Origin of the sequence: Thalassorhabdomicrobium marinisediminis, from assembly GCF_003072065.1 — a bacterium.
In the GTDB taxonomy this organism is placed as follows: domain Bacteria; phylum Pseudomonadota; class Alphaproteobacteria; order Rhodobacterales; family Rhodobacteraceae; genus Octadecabacter; species Octadecabacter marinisediminis.
In genome coordinates, this window is sequence record NZ_QCYG01000003.1 from 1 (window position 1) to 15,058 (window position 15,058).

General features: G+C 59.4%; 11 protein-coding genes and 1 pseudogene. 4 read left to right on the forward strand and 8 right to left on the reverse strand.

The window, feature by feature from the left end:
* Nucleotides 1–229 precede the first annotated feature (229 nt).
* Nucleotides 230–514 (forward strand): annotated as a pseudogene (locus tag DC363_RS04535) (ATP-binding cassette domain-containing protein); the annotation flags it as partial.
* A gap of 287 nt (nucleotides 515–801) precedes the next feature.
* Here the strand turns inward: DC363_RS04535 and DC363_RS04540 are convergent.
* The gene (locus DC363_RS04540) at nucleotides 802–1,779 is read right to left on the reverse strand and encodes an NAD(P)-dependent alcohol dehydrogenase (protein WP_108639958.1); all 978 of its coding nucleotides are present in this window, start codon (nucleotides 1,777–1,779) and stop codon (nucleotides 802–804) included.
* Between the two features lie 107 nt (nucleotides 1,780–1,886).
* Between DC363_RS04540 and DC363_RS04545 the strand changes: the two genes are divergently transcribed.
* Nucleotides 1,887–2,768 (forward strand): LysR family transcriptional regulator, encoded by an 882-nt coding sequence (locus DC363_RS04545; protein WP_241962927.1) that lies wholly within the window; start codon nucleotides 1,887–1,889, stop codon nucleotides 2,766–2,768.
* Between the two features lie 148 nt (nucleotides 2,769–2,916).
* Here DC363_RS04545 and DC363_RS04550 read toward each other — a convergent pair whose 3' ends face one another.
* The 3 genes from DC363_RS04550 to DC363_RS04560 all read right to left on the reverse strand — a co-directional run bounded on the left by DC363_RS04550 (nucleotide 2,917) and on the right by DC363_RS04560 (nucleotide 9,882).
* Nucleotides 2,917–5,232, reverse strand: a complete 2,316-nt coding sequence (locus DC363_RS04550; RefSeq protein WP_108639960.1) for a P-loop ATPase, Sll1717 family — start codon at nucleotides 5,230–5,232, stop codon at nucleotides 2,917–2,919.
* 442 nt (nucleotides 5,233–5,674) lie between these two features.
* Nucleotides 5,675–6,790, reverse strand: a complete 1,116-nt coding sequence (locus DC363_RS04555; protein ID WP_108639961.1) for an AAA family ATPase — start codon at nucleotides 6,788–6,790, stop codon at nucleotides 5,675–5,677.
* An 824-nt stretch (nucleotides 6,791–7,614) separates the two neighbouring features.
* The gene (locus DC363_RS04560; protein WP_108639962.1) at nucleotides 7,615–9,882 is read right to left on the reverse strand and encodes an adenosylcobalamin-dependent ribonucleoside-diphosphate reductase; all 2,268 of its coding nucleotides are present in this window, start codon (nucleotides 9,880–9,882) and stop codon (nucleotides 7,615–7,617) included.
* 102 nt (nucleotides 9,883–9,984) lie between these two features.
* Here DC363_RS04560 and DC363_RS04565 point away from each other — a divergent pair, with 102 nt between their 5' ends.
* On the forward strand, nucleotides 9,985–10,416 hold the full coding sequence (locus DC363_RS04565) for a DUF1489 family protein (protein WP_108639963.1): 432 nt from the start codon (nucleotides 9,985–9,987) through the stop codon (nucleotides 10,414–10,416).
* A gap of 123 nt (nucleotides 10,417–10,539) precedes the next feature.
* On the opposite strand, the gene hisG is transcribed toward DC363_RS04565, so the two are convergent.
* Genes hisG through hisS form a run of 3 tightly spaced genes read right to left on the reverse strand, consistent with a single transcriptional unit; the run spans nucleotide 10,540 to nucleotide 13,801 of the window.
* Nucleotides 10,540–11,232, reverse strand: a complete 693-nt coding sequence (gene hisG / locus DC363_RS04570) for an ATP phosphoribosyltransferase (RefSeq protein WP_108639964.1) — start codon at nucleotides 11,230–11,232, stop codon at nucleotides 10,540–10,542.
* Nucleotides 11,229–12,314, reverse strand: a complete 1,086-nt coding sequence (locus DC363_RS04575) for an ATP phosphoribosyltransferase regulatory subunit (RefSeq protein WP_108639965.1) — start codon at nucleotides 12,312–12,314, stop codon at nucleotides 11,229–11,231. The genes hisG and DC363_RS04575 overlap by 4 nt, the downstream gene beginning before the upstream one ends.
* The gene (gene hisS, locus DC363_RS04580; protein WP_108639966.1) at nucleotides 12,314–13,801 is read right to left on the reverse strand and encodes a histidine--tRNA ligase; all 1,488 of its coding nucleotides are present in this window, start codon (nucleotides 13,799–13,801) and stop codon (nucleotides 12,314–12,316) included. Before hisS ends, DC363_RS04575 begins: the two co-directional genes overlap by 1 nt.
* 106 nt (nucleotides 13,802–13,907) lie before the next feature.
* On the opposite strand from hisS, the gene DC363_RS04585 reads away from it, so the two are divergent.
* Nucleotides 13,908–14,111 (forward strand): SlyX family protein, encoded by a 204-nt coding sequence (locus DC363_RS04585; protein ID WP_108640298.1) that lies wholly within the window; start codon nucleotides 13,908–13,910, stop codon nucleotides 14,109–14,111.
* Nucleotides 14,112–14,212: 101 nt separating this feature from the next.
* On the opposite strand, the gene DC363_RS04590 is transcribed toward DC363_RS04585, so the two are convergent.
* Nucleotides 14,213–15,043: a hypothetical protein gene (locus tag DC363_RS04590; protein WP_108639967.1), complete on the reverse strand. Its 831-nt coding sequence runs from the start codon at nucleotides 15,041–15,043 to the stop codon at nucleotides 14,213–14,215.
* Between the last annotated feature and the right edge of the window lie 15 nt (nucleotides 15,044–15,058).

Below are 15,058 nucleotides of genomic sequence, written 5' to 3' on the forward strand. Positions count from 1 at the left end.
GGCACTTGCCGCCATGCGATCAGGATACAAGCTGAACCGTCATGCGCGCGCCGCTGAAAAAAGACATGCGGTCTTACTTCGTACTGTGCGAAGCATGGCGATCGGTGCGGGCACAAAAGGGTGCAGAGCAGGTGCTCGTTGCAACACGCACCAAAGGTCCGCATTGCGTAAGCGGTGCGCCGTTCACACTGGATTGATGTAGTTCCAGGCTACGACGCAAACGGCCCACGCCGCCTTGGCCCGGTTCGGGTTTCGTGCCACCGATGCACTGCGCCGCGCCGAAGATCTGAGCGGGGGTGAAAAGGTGCGCGCAGGTCTCGCCTGCGTTCTCGGCGCGACGCCGCCGCCGCAACTTCTGCTACTTGATGAGCCGACGAACCACCTCGACTTGGAAGGGGTCGAAGCGCTGGAAGCGGCACTGTCATGCTATGACGGGGCAGTGGTGGTCGTCAGTCACGATCAGGCATTCCTCAAAGAATTCTCGGCAAACAGGTTTGTTTCGTTGAAGAAGTGACCGCTTTATTCGCACGAGAGATCTTGACGTGAGATTCCGCGCCGCTTCGACGCGGTAACTGCAGCGAATGGCAGTAGCGAGCTCAATCCGACCAGTGCTGCTTGGTAGACGACTGCCTGCAGCCAGAGGCAGGCAATAATAAGTTACAACAACTGCCTTAACCATACCTGCGCTTCCACGCCTCTTATTATAAGCGGGAAACCAACAAGACGTTGAACGCCTGTCGCGCAGCACGGCAGGAAGACATGTAAGGGCGTTGGTTCTTTCTATGGGACAAGGGCAGACCATCATACCACAACAACATTGCCGCGTTTGTGTCCCGCTTCGACGTAAGCATGTGCCTCGAGGAGATCGGACAGCAGATAGGTCCGATCGATGATGGGGGTGAGGTGATCCTGTTCGATTTGTGTCAGGATCTCGGACAGCATGGCCCGCAGGCGTTGCGGCTTTTCCAAGCCCGCCGCCGCGAACAGGGCGCGCTTCCGGCCAAGACGCGAGAGCAAGATCGCCGGAAGCCGTCCCAGCGTCAGCACCGGGCAGAGGTAGCGCCCCGTATCTGCAAGCGCGGGCTTTGCGGTCGAGAAGGTGCCAACGCCCAGCGTGTCGAAGATCACGTCATAGCCGGCCCCGCGCTGCAGGGCGTCTTCGGCGTTATAGTCGATCACTTGGTCCGCGCCGAGCGACGCCACGAAGCTGGCGTTCCGCGCGCTGCAGGTCGCCGTCACTTCGGCGCCCATGTGGGCGGCGATCTGCACGGCCGCGCTGCCAAGGCTGCCAGCCCCGCCGAGGATCAAGACACGGTCGCCGGATTGCACCTCACCAAGGTTGTGCAGATAGTGCCAAGAGGTCAGTACACCGTCGCACAGAACGGCTGCTTCCTCATGGGACAAGCTGGCAGGCTTGGGCATCAGGACCCCGCCCTCGTCAAGGCAAATGTGGCTTGCGTTGGCGCCGAAGTGCATTCCGGCCTCGCCAAAGACCAGATCGCCCGAGGCAAAGCGGCTGACCTTATTTCCTGTCGCCATGACCTCCCCGGACAGGCCCGTGCCGGACAGCCCGTTGCGCGGGCGTCGCAGACCAAGGAACGGGCGCGCGAACAGCGGCTCGCCCTTGCGCATCATGCCATCGGCTCGCGTTACGGCCGAAGCATGAATGCGGATCAGAACCTCGTTCGGGCCGGGCTGCGGCATGGGGAGCGTGACGGGGGTGAGCGTGTCGGGGCGGCCATAGTGCGGGATGTGCCAGGCGGTGCGTGTTGCAGTCATCGGTGAACCTCCGGGATATTGGATATGCCAAACGGGATAGAGGTTTCTTCTTGATCCCGTCGCTGGCAATAATGGGCCAGAGTGGTTCACAAACGATCCGGGTGGTCATGGACTGGAAATCTCTACCAGCTTTTCTGGCGGTCGCGCGAAACGGCTCGCTTCGGGCGGCGGCCGAGCAGACGGGCGGCACCCACGCCACCCTGCGCCGCCAGATCGAAGCCCTTGAAGCGCAGCTTGGCACCCAGCTTTTCCGGCGAGGTGCGGACGGCTTGTCGCTGACCGCGGCCGGGCAACGTCTGCTGCCGCAAGCGCTCGACGCCGAGGCGGCGTTGCTCAAGGGGTTCAACGCCGTGAAAGGGCTGGACCGCGAAGCCTCGGGGCGCATCCGTCTGTCGGTGGACCCGATGACGGCGCACTACATGCTGGCCCCGGTCCTTGCCGATTTTGCGGCGCTTTATCCCGAGATCGAGATCGAATTGCGCCTTGGTTACACCTTGGACTCCATTGCCCGCAACGAGACCGATGTCTCGATCCGCCACGCCGCCGAGATTGAGGATGACGCGGTGGGCCGGAAATTGTTTCCCCTGTCCATCGGAGTGGTCGCCTCGCGCGACTACATCGACCGTGCGTTGCCAAAGGCAGGCCGCAAAGGGCGGGGATTGAGCTGGATCGGATATGGTGACGTGCCCGAGCTGACCGACATGATAGCCGCCTCGGCCTTTCCCGAAGCGCGGATCCGTCACACGGTCCCGGACCCGGAAATGCACCCTCATCTCGTCCGCGCAGGGGCGGGGATGACCTTCCTTGCGACGTGGATCACCTCGGTGTTCCCCGAGTTGCAACGGGTCCCGGGCGCCGCGCCCGACCAGCGACGGGCGACTTGGGTCCTCTTACACGGCGAGTTGCGCCGCGTCCGTAGGGTCCGGCTCTTCGTCGACTACCTGTGCGACGCGCTCCTGGAACGACGCGTGGATTTTCAGGGGTTTTGAGACAACCGTGCCGTTGGTCAAGACTGTAGGCATCGTACCTACGACAAACGGACCATTGCGGCCGTCCGCCTTGGTCGGCAACACCGCGCCGCAACATAGATGCGGCTTGCAAGACCGCAAAAAAAAACGAAGCGAGGGCAGCACGGACTTAAATCAAATCCACACAATCCAAGCCTTCTGCAAAAGCATGATTTATGAAGATTTCCTCATCGTCACCATCAGCGCGCGCTCGCATTTTTGAGATCAACTTCTGGTCATATCTATAGTCGTAGATGTATTTCTCTTCACCATTAGGCGAAGATGCCCCCAGGACAGCAAACCAAAAGAAGAGATCAACAATCTTATCGAGGTGATCGCCATAACCTTCCTTCGTAAGAGTTCCTTTAACCGTCCCTAACGTCGTTTTACGCCCCAAGCCAATAAGCGCATATATTGCATCTTCAGAACTTGGATAAATATCTCGCATTTCGAAGCTGGTGTTTCCAATTACGTCTTGGCTGAAGTTCCGAAAACCGGCTCTTAAATCCTCTACTTCAATTCGTTCATGCCCGCATACATCTGCATGGCCTATGCACTCGTCAACTAACTGAATAAGGTATCGGGGACGCATTAATGACCTTTTTGTTAACCAAGCTATACTACCCATGCCATCAATCGTAGGAATAGAGATGTCCGCCCATCCGGCGGCCTTGCCAGTTCTCGCTAACGTCGAAGACCTAATCCGCTCCTCTATGACCTGTTGAAGAGCAGCCTCACTATCCCAATCTACAACAATTTTTCCGTCCTTGCCGCGATCGTTCTGCTGGTCGACCAGTAACTCAAAAACGTCATTACGTAGAAATAGCAGCCAGCCCAAGTTGGCTCTACTTTTCGCGGCTTTACGTTCAACCTTTCGAAGGGCATCAATCAGCGTGCTGACAATTAATACGTCATCGCGATCAACGCCGTGTGCACCCCACCCTTTATCAATGTTGTCGACCAACAATAGGGTGCGATCACGAGTTTCGAGATAGGAAAGCACAGCGTTCTGAATCTTGTGAATGTCCGTTGCGTAAAGTAATTCAGTAACCTCGCTTGTCTGAAGCGCTGTACTTCCGTCTGTACCATGCCGCATATAGAACTTGTCATTAATATCTTTAATTAGCCCCATCATTCGCTCAGAGAAATCACCCTCTCTCGCCTCGAATAGAACCGACCTAAGCTCTGACAAGTCGTCCAGAATGGGGGTCAATCTGGGATTTCTACCGTAAAGCCTCTTGTAGTCTGACTCTAATATTTTATGGACAATCTCGCAATAGACTATGTACTCCCAGAATGCTGTAAGCGTGTGCTCTTTGGTGCCATCAGCCAGCAGCGTGACGAGTTGCTCTTTAAACTTTCTTAATTGGTAGCCATCAGGCTTCAAATCCAGAACTAGTTCGCTATTCTTTCTGCGTGAAATATCGCGAACACGCCAGAAGATGGCTGTCTTTCCCGCTCCCTTGCGACCGACAACGAGCCTTCCTCGCCCTTCAAGTGCATTCTTGAAATGGTGCGTTTCGACAAAGTAATCCTCGAGGTCGCGCATTTCATTCTCGGCAGCATTTGAACCCACTGAAACTTGAGATATTAAGCGCCGATTTTTAGTCCGCCTTTTTTCAGTCCCACCCAATTGCTGTTGATAAAGCTTCGGAACAAGGTCGGATACCGCATCCCGGATATCGTCAGGATGCTTTATGGTCCGGCAAACATCTATGAAATCGAGTGGCTTGTTCGCATTTGGATCAACTAATATTACACATTCTTTGTCCAACCCGATAGTCAAGCCTGCAAGAAAGGCCGCGCGGATATTGTGAAGTAAATAATCCGTTCGAGTGGTGTCGTACACGGAGACCACAACAGCGCTGCTCTCGTTGACAAGCTCCCATGCGCTTCGAGTTGAAAGGCGATACTCTTCCTGTGGATCAACCGTACGATAGAATTTCGCAAGCTCCTTTACGGCTGAAATAAGCTTAGTACTAAACTCGTTTCGCCGCAGTGAATCCAGCACCAACAATGGTTGATTTGATATTTCGAAATTTGGCTCTGCAAATATTGGGCGACCCACAGCGTGTGACTGCAGTTGATAGACTAAGTCGGCGGAGTTCTCATACCTAATCTGTCCAACGTTATCCAGAAGGCCTACTTTTCGCAAGTATTCTCCAGCGTCCATCATAGATATATTAATAATCGGTATGATCGGCTTCATCTTACCGATAGCGAAACCAATTTCAAAGAAAACGTTCTCGTTAGGTATACTGATATCGCAAATTAGCCCATCAGCCTTAGCTATTTCCGGGAGAACAGATTGATCAATTAACCTTCCGGCACCAAAGGTTGAACGCCAAGTCGAAAACTGGAGGTGAGAGGAGTTCGCCTTTTCCGCTTCTTCTATGGAGATTGAAATGTGATCCGGTGAAGATGGGTACGCTGCAAAAAACTTCATTTATCAATCTCTTAGGGATATCACCGCGAAATACACTGGTTCAGATAATGTTGGATTGCAACCATAATCTGTTTGCTGAGGTGTCGCCATGTAGAGTAGTGTCACATGAAGCTATGACACCTTCGGTATCCGCAATCGCAAGAGAGCGTGTAGGCATCCAATTCAACCGTAGTTTGAGCTTGAGGACAGCCAGTCGTCACACCGAATCTGGGTATTCTTGTGGGCGTTAAGCCGGTCCATCTTGCCTCACAATCAGTCGTTTCGCACCGCAGAGGATGTCATCGTTCCGCCCTTGGAGTGGGTTGGGCCGCGTTCAACGGACCGACCCAGGCCGAACATCCGTGTCCCTGTACACCTAAGGGTGCGTTCGCATATGTGAAGAAAGCTCGAAGCCATCCAGAAGACCTCCGGAACCAAGTTAACAGAAATCATCTTCGTCGGTTCAATGCAACCGTGGTCCCCCGTCCATGTTTTGAGCCCGTTCCAACATTCGCAGAACGTCGCGCAGGCTTTGTCGGCGCTTGGTCACTTTTGGGGCCAGCGCAATCGCCATAGCCACCGCTTCAACCGAGGCTTTGGACAGGCCCATCGTACTGCCCTTCTTATAGGCAAAGGATTGCAACTGTTCTGTCGTAAGGTCGGGAATCTCTATAATTTGGCAACGGCTTCGCAATGTTTCCGGCACATTTTCAATCACGTTTGAAGTCAGCACCCAGGAGATATGAGACATATTAAACCTCACCCGAAAAAACGGACACTCCCATTTTGCCGCGGTCGCAGGTTCCAGAAGAGATAACAGGCTATCTGAAAATGCGTGATACGTTCCGCGATTCGATGTTGCTGTCCGTCCCTTACAAATCTCATCAACTACGATCAACGGATTGGCTATGCGTTTGGATAGTAATAGACCAATAGGTTGACCTTCAACTGATGAGCTCCATCCCCGTTCCAGTCCGGCAACAGCAATTCCTGCGCCGCCTTTACTCGCATCAATATCGATAGAAGGTACCGAAAGTGCGATTGCGACAGACCTGGCCCAAACGCTTTTCCCAATCCCTGGAGGGCCATTAAGAATCACTGGTCGCAAAGTAAGGGGGTCCCCTCGGACAGCAATGCGTCGAAGCACTTTCCACAGATGATCGGTCGCGAACTTCATCCAAGGCATCTCTGCGTGCAATTTCGCGGCGACTTCATCGGCCCAGTTCAAATCTTTGGCCGTAACAACCTTCATGCCATTCAGCGCAGGGGTTAACCGGTTGAGATCCTCCGGCTTTAAATGGGTGATGCCCGCGGCCGCGCGACGTGCCCTCGACAACTTATCTGCGCGATTGCGAATACGCTGAAGATCCCCACGGTCCAGTTCGATTTCATCCAGAAGTTCGCTATCCAGCACCTCGAAGTCCTCACCATCGAAGTCTTCTGGCAACCTGAAATTGTTTTGCGGATCAGCAAGGCATTTGTTGAGTCGGATCCGTGTCAGGGTTAACTGGAGTCGCTGCGCGATCTTGTCCGAAGACGTCTCGAAACGAGGGAGGTCAATAATCTTGATCAGTGTCATGGTGAACTTCCTTGGTCAGGCATTGACTTGAGAAGGGTCGGACCTGCGAACAGACGCTTGGCCCTGGGTACCGATTCTCAGTTGAATGCCTCGAACCCTGCGCACCATTCAGAAATGAGTCAAGCCATTGATATTGCATAACTTTTGCGAAAAATGGAATTGCGAACAATCTCTCACACCGGTGCGATATGTCAGCCGAGACGCAGGTACGCACCTCAATCGCTCTGCTTCCAACACGTTGGTGCTGGCCTGCAATATAATAAGGAAGCCCACCCCGCCATCGCAGATACCCCTTATCGTGATGCTCCCTTGCTCAGAATGCCTCAAACCCTGCGCACCATTCACGAACGAGTCAAGTTATTGATATTAAGTATATTTTGCGAAAAGTTGAAATGCGAACGATCTGTTAAACCGATGCGATATGTCAGACGAGCCGTAGGTACGCACCTCAACCTCTCTTCTTCCAACACGTTGGTGCTGGTCTGCGATTTGATAAGGAAATCCACCCGGCCATTGCAGCTACTCTATATAGATATGCTTCTTTGCCCAGCTACTGGGAGCACAGAGATTGCGAAAAGCAGTTCCTGCTCCGCCCGTTTGGGCGCTGCAGAATTTCGCGACATCACACCACAGGGTACCGCGTGGCCGTGTCGTTGGTCGGCAAAAAAGAAGGCGCCGTTCCTTGCGAAACGGCGCCTTATAGAATCTTTACTTCTCAATATCTTAGGACTTGATGGAAGAAATAGACCCGTAAAGTGGAAGACTTTTCAGTCAAAGTGGCTCTGAATTGCCTGTCGTTTCATTTGCTGGTGCTCAGATCACCCTCAGCCGCACTTGGAATGGCCGCAGCTGCCGCAGGTCATGCAGCCTTCGATCATCCGCAGCTCGTAAGAGCCGCAGCTCGAGCAGGCTTTGCCTTTGGGCTTCATCGACACCACGTCCGCTTGCGGATCGGACTTCAGGCCCAGCCCCTCCCCGGCGAGGAACCCGGTCGAGATCATGTGCTTTTCGATCACGCTGCCGATCGCGGCGAGGATCGAGGGCACGTATTTGCCGTTCATCCAGGCACCGCCGCGCGGGTCGAACACGGCCTTGAGCTCTTCGACCACGAAGGACACATCGCCGCCGCGCCGGAACACGGCCGAGATCATCCGCGTCAGCGCCACAGTCCAGGCGAAATGCTCCATGTTCTTGGAGTTGATGAAGACCTCGAAGGGGCGCTGCTGGCCCTGATGCTGGATGTCGTTCACGGTGATGTAGATCGCGTGCTCGCTGTCGGGCCACTTGAGCTTGTAGGTCTGGCCGGTGAGCTCTCCGGGGCGATCCAGCGGCTCGGTCATGTAGATCACGTCGCCTGCGTTCTCATCGGCGACCACTTCGGGCGCGGCTTCCTTCTCGGACTCCACTGACAGCACCGATCCGGTCACATCGTTGGGGCGGTAGGTCGTGCAGCCCTTGCAGCCCGAATCCCAGGCTTCCATGTAGACCTCTTTGAAGTCGTCGAAGCTGATGTCCTCGGGCACGTTGATCGTCTTGGAGATGCTGGAATCGACCCATTTCTGCGCCGCCGCCTGCATCCGCACATGGTCCAGCGCCGGCAGCGTCTGGGCGTTGACGAAATAGTCGGGCAACTCCGCATCGCCCTTGAGGTCCCGCCACAGCTTCACCGCGTAATCGACGACCTCTTCCTCGGTCCGGGTGCCGTCCTTCTGCAACACCTTGCGGGTATAGGCATAGGCAAAGACCGGCTCGATCCCCGAGGACACGTTGCCCGCATACAGGCTGATCGTGCCCGTGGGCGCGACCGAGGTGAGCAGCGCGTTGCGAATGCCATGTTCGCGGATCGCATCGCGCACGTCGTCGTCCATCTGCATCATGGTGCCAGAGGCAAGATATTTTTCCGCATCGAACAACGGGAAGGCACCCTTTTCCTTCGCCAATTCCACCGACGCCAGATAAGCGGCGCGGGCGACCTGTTTCATCCAGTGTTCGGTCTGACGCGCCGCCTCTTCCGAGCCATAGCGCAGCCCCACCATCAAGAGCGCGTCCGCCAGCCCGGTGACGCCAAGGCCGATCCGGCGCTTGGCCGCGGCTTCCTGCGCCTGCGCCTCAAGCGGGAAGTTCGACGCATCCACCACGTTGTCCATCATCCGCACGGCGGTGGCCACAAGGTCCGACAGTTCCGCATCGTCGATGCCTGCGCCGTCCTCGAAGGGCGTGCTCACCAGCCGCGCAAGGTTGACCGAGCCCAGCAGGCAGGCGCCATAGGGCGGCAGGGGCTGCTCGCCGCAGGGGTTCGTTGCGGCGATGGTCTCGACGTAGTTGAGGTTGTTCATCTCGTTGATGCGGTCGATGAAGATCACACCGGGCTCGGCCTGATCGTAGGTCGACTGCATGATGCTGTTCCACAGGTCGCGCGCCTTCACCGTCTTGATGGTGGCACCCTCCCAGACCAGATCCCAGGCCTTATCGGCCTTCACGGCCTCCATGAAGGGGTCGGTCACCAGCACCGACATGTTGAACATGCGCAACCGGGCGGGGTCGGACTTGGCGGTGATGAAATCCTCGACGTCCGGGTGGTCGCAGCGCATGGTCGCCATCATCGCACCGCGGCGGGATCCGGCAGACATGATCGTGCGGCACATGGCGTCCCAGACATCCATGAAGGACAAGGGGCCGGACGCATCCGCCGCCACCCCTTTGACCAGCGCCCCCCGGGGCCGGATGGTCGAGAAGTCGTAGCCGATGCCGCCGCCCTGCTGCATGGTCAGCGCCGCTTCGCGCAGGTTCTCGAAAATCCCCGACATGGTGTCGGGAATCGTGCCCATCACGAAACAGTTGAACAACGTAACGCTGCGGTCCGTGCCCGCCCCGGCGGTGATCCGGCCTGCGGGCAGATATTTGAAATCCTCAAGCGCGGCGTAGAACTTCGGCTCCCACGCGGCGGGGTCTTTTTCCACCGATGCCAAGGACTTGGCCACCCGGCTCCAGGTGTCTTCGACCGTGGCGTCGATCGGCGCGCCCTCGGCATCCTTGAGACGATATTTCATGTCCCAGATTTGTTCGGCAATGGGGGCGGCAAAACGGGTCATGAGAGTGTCCTCTTGAATGGCTGGCAGAATCGATGGCGGACACCTACCCTACCAAATGTGGAATGCAATGGGAACATTTTACCACATATTGGGTTAGGAAGTATGACCGCGACTTTACATTTGCAGAAGTTGTCAGTTGGCACGGAAACTGTCGCAGACCTCGTCCGGTGGCAAGCCAACAAACGTGTTCGCACCACAGATAATTTGCCACGCCACGTCACCCGCATGTGGCCGAAACGCGCAGACGAGATCCTGAACGGCGGGTCGATGTACTGGGTGATCAAGGGGGCGATCCTCGCGCGGCAGGAAATCCGGCGGTTCGAGGAAAAGATCGGTGCCGATGGCATCCGCCGCTGCGCCATCATCCTCGCCCCCGAGGTGGTGCCCGTGGTGCCGACGCTCAAGCGCCCCTTTCAGGGGTGGCGCTACCTCAAGGCGGCGGACGCGCCCATGGACCTGCCCCAAGGGCGCGAGGCGGAAGAGCCGCTGCCCGCCTCCCTGCAAGCGGCCCTGGCCGAGATCGGGTTGCTCTGAGACGTAGGATCAGGCGGCACGCTGGAGATGTTGGGCAACTGGCTGCGCGGGAAAAAGGGGGACGCTGTCCCCCTCTGCGCGGGCGCGCATTCACCCCCTGAGGTATTTTTGAACCAAAGAAGGTCAGGCGGTGAGTTTCGCCACGAGGGCCTTGAACGTCGCCCGTTGCGCGTCGGTCCAGTTGCGGCGGCGGCCCCGGAACAGGGTGGCCTGACTGCTGTGGATCATTCCGTCGCTGAGAATCTTAAGCCCGTTCGCGCGCAGGGTCTCACCGGTTGAGGTGATGTCGGCCACGGCCTCGGCGGTGCCGTTGCGGATCGTGCCCTCGGTCGCGCCCTGACTGTCGATCAGCTGGTAATCCGCCACCCCGTTGTCGCGCAGAAACTCGCGCACCAGACGGTGGTATTTCGTGGCGATCCGCAGCCGGAACCCGTGATGGGCGCGGAAGGCGGCGGCAACCGCATCAAGATCGTCGAGCGTCTCCACGTCGATCCAGGCTTGCGGCACCGCGATGATCAGATCGGCCCCGCCAAATCCCATGCGCGCAACCTCGTCCACCTGCTGGTCCCAGGCGCTGAGCCGCTCGCGCACAAGGTCGGATCCGGTCACACCCAGATGGATGCGCCCGGTTTCAAGCTCGCGGGGGATTTCGCCCGCGGACAGCAGCACCAGTTCCACCCCGTCGATCCCGTCCACCGCGCCGGCGTATTCACGGTCCGATCCGGATTTGCGCAGCGTCACGCCCCGGTCGGCGAACCATTGAAAGGTCTTTTCCATCAGCCGCCCCTTGGACGGCACCCCGAGTTTCAGGCTCATTGTGCGGCCTCCACTGCGGCGACAAGGTCCGGCCGGATCACGCCGCCCACGGCGGGCACGCCCACGCCGCCCCCCAGAACGGTCGTCAGCGCGTCATAGCGCCCGCCCGTGGCCAGGGGCGGCAGGTTCAGTCGCGGATCGGCGGAAAAGCCGAAGACGAAGCCGTCGTAATATTCCATCGAGGTGCGCCCGTAGGAGGCTTCGAAGGGCAGCGTGTCCACCGCAATCCCCCGCGCGGCCAAAGCGTCAAGCCGTCGCGCGATCCCGTCCACCGCCGGCGCGATCGAGGGCAGATCGACGGAAAGGTCACGCAAGGCCACCAGCGCATTGGGCGCGGTCTCGCGGACCTTGAGCAGGGTGTCGATCAGGTCAAGTTCCACCGCCGAGATCGGCTCGGCCGCCGCATCCTCGCGCAGCACCTCGATCCGTTCAGCGATCTCGGCCTGCGTGCGCAGCCCCAACAAGGGCGGCATCTGGGCCATCGGATCGTCCTGCGCCAACAGCGCGGCGCGGGCGGCGGGCATGTCGCTGCGCCCGCCGTAGCGGTCCAGCAGCGCCTTGAACCGGCGCGGCCGCCACAGGTGGCGCAACAGCGCCGCGCGCCGCCGCTTGGTCGTCTTCAGCCCTTCGACCGCCGCCCGCAGCACCCCGATGTCGCCGGTGGCCGCAGTCACCTCGACATCGCTGAGCAACCCCGCCAGCGTCGCGAAGACCTCGGCATCGGCCGCCGCCGGGTTCGCGCCGTCGAAAATCTCGTATCCGACCTGCACGAATTCGGTCGGCCGATTCTCGTCCTTTTCCTGCTTGCGGAACACCTTGCCCATGTAGGTGTAGCGCGCAGGCTCCGCCCCGTGGGCCATGTGCTGCTGCACGATGGGCACGGTGAAATCCGGCCGCAGCATCTGCTCACCACGCACGGGATCATGGGTGGTGAAGGCGCGGGCGCGAATGTCCTCTCCGTAAAGGTCCAGAAGCGTGCCCGCCGATTGCAGGTAATCTGCGTCGGTCACCACGGCCCCCTGCCCGGCAATCACCGATTGATAGCGCCGCGCGCGGGCCCAGCTGTCCTGCCCCGTGTCCATCACTGGCCCTGCTCGTCCAGCAATTGCCGGATCCGCGCAACCAGATCGGTGCGGGGGATCTCGAACTGGCTGGGGCGTTCCTTCCATTCCTCATGGGTGGCGGTCTCGGCCAGTTTCGCGCCAAGGATCAGGTCCTTGATCTGCAACGTGCCCTTGGCCACCTCGTCCGCGCCCTGAATGATCGCGATGGGGCTGCCGCGCTGGTCGGCGTATTTGAGCTGGTTGCCGAAATTCTTCGGGTTGCCCAGATAGACCTCGGACCGGATGCCCGCTTGCCGCAATTCGCTGACGATGCCCTGATAATCCGCCATCCGGTCGCGGTCCATGACGGTCACGACCACGGGGCCGGTCGTGTCGGTGCTCAGCCGCCCCTTCATGTGCAACGCGGCGAGAAGCCGGTCCACGCCGATCGACACGCCGGTCGCGGGCACTTCCTGTCCGGTGAAGCGTTTCACCAGATCGTCATAGCGTCCGCCGCCCGCAACCGAGCCGAAGGAACGGGGCCGCCCCTTGTCGTCGGTGATCTCGAAGGTGAGTTCCGCTTCGAACACCGGACCGGTGTAGTAGCCAAGGCCACGCACCACGGACGGGTCGATGACGATGCGATCTGGGCCATAGCCGCCGGCCTCCAGCAGATCGGCCATGCTGCGCAACTCGGCTACTCCCTCGGCCCCCGTCGCACTGTCGCCGACCGCCGCCGCAAGATTGTCGAGCGTGCCCGCCGTATCCTCGGCCTTGGACGTCAAAAACGCGATCACCGGCTCGGCTTGTGCGGAGCTCAGCCCCACGCCGTCGATATAGGCGCCCGAAGCGTCCAACCGCCCCTTGCCCAGCAACTCACGCACGCCTGCCTCTCCGACCTTGTCGAACTTGTCGATGGTGCGCAGGACGTCGGCGCGCTGCGCCTCATCGCTCAGCCCCATGACCTCAAGCACACCGTTAAGCACTTTTCGGTTGTTGATCCGCACCACGTAATCGCCGCGCTCGATGCCCACGGCTTCCAGCGTGTCGGCCAGCATGGCGCAGATCTCGGCGTCCGCGGCGACCGAGCCGCTGCCCACCGTGTCCGCATCACATTGATAGAACTGCCGGAATCGCCCCGGTCCGGGCTTTTCGTTGCGCCAGACCGGCCCCATGGCATAGCGGCGATAGGGCGTCGGCAGGTCGTTGCGGTGCTGGGCGAACACCCGCGCCAGCGGCGCTGTAAGATCATAGCGCAGCGCCAGCCAGTCGCCGCTGCCCTTCTCGTCCTCTTCCTGCCATGCAAACACCCCCTCATTCGGGCGGTCCACGTCGGGAAGGAACTTGCCCAGCGCCTCGACGGTCTCGACCGCCGCCGATTCCAGCGCCTCGAACCCGTAGCGATGGTAAACCCCGGCAATCACTCGCAACATCTCTGTGCGCTGCGCCACCTCGGCGCCGAAATAGTCGCGGAACCCTTTGGGGGTCTGCGCCTTGGGGCGTTGCACTTTTTGCTTCTTGGCCATGGGTTCGCTCTATCAGGTCCGTTGTCCATGGCGCTTTACCGCGCCCACCGCCGCCACGCAACAGGAGGGGGTTGGCAAAGACCACGCGCAGGCTCTAATGGGGACCATGACCAGCACAACCGATCTTGAAGAACGCATCGCCCATCTGACCCGCGCGGTCGATGACCTGTCAGACATCGTCGCCCGACAGGAGGGTGAGATCAGCCGCCTGACCTACCGCGTGCAAATGCTCATGGAACGCGAAGCCTCGCGCGAGATGGACACCGGCAGCAGCATCCCGCTGGCCGACCAGCGCCCCCCGCATTACTAGCGCAGCGCCCCCGCGTCATCTTAAAAGGGCTTCGCCCGTCGTCGCCTTAAACGATCCACACCGGCTTCATCTGACCCGATAAACTCCCCCCGGAGGGCCGGTCAGCCGATATCGCCATCCTTGATCGACATGGCCATGACCTCTCCACCGTGGAGCAGAATCTGCGCCCATTCCGTGGGCACCGAGCTGAACGTGCCGCCGAAGAAATTATACACCGTCACGAACCGGGTGTTCTGGTTCAACTGGCTTTGTTTGGCTCCACAGGGCTCGCCCTGTCCGACGCGGCAGAAACTGGCTTTCAGCGCCTCATAGGCATTGTCGGTCGCGGTGTAGCCGATGCCCTGATTGCTGGGCCGGTAGCGCACGAATTCATGGGTTTCCACGTCGCCGGAAATCACCACCGCGCCGGTAAAGGTGCGCGCGCAGCGGTCGTCGAAGCCGGTGATGTAGAAGGGGCGTGGCGCCTTGGAGTTGGGGATCGTGTCGTAGATCTGGAAGCCGCCGCCCTGATCGACCAGCGTGCCCAGTGCATCGCCGCTCACATCGCAGACCCGCGCAATCTCGCCGAAGGGCAGAACCGCGCCGGGGCTTACGTCGCTGGTGTCGGGACCGGTCCGCGCCGCGGCGCGCCCGCCGCCGAAGAGGCCCAGCAAGCCCCCCCGCGCGGGCCGCGCCGCACGGGCGCGGGTCGCGTTGGCCTGCTCGGCGGTGGCCACGGCCGCATCGACAGCGGCAGTCGTCGGATCATCGGGGTCGCGGTTCAACAGACGGTCCAGAAGCCCGCCGGTGCCGGCCGCCTCGGCCGCCGTGGGCGCGACCGCCCGTGTGGATTGTGATACCTCGACGTCGCTCAGTCGCGCGACATCTTGCAGCGGGTCACCGCAGGCGGCCAAAGCGGCCATCATCCCGAACCCCAAAATTAGGTGGCGCATTCCGCGTCCTTAACG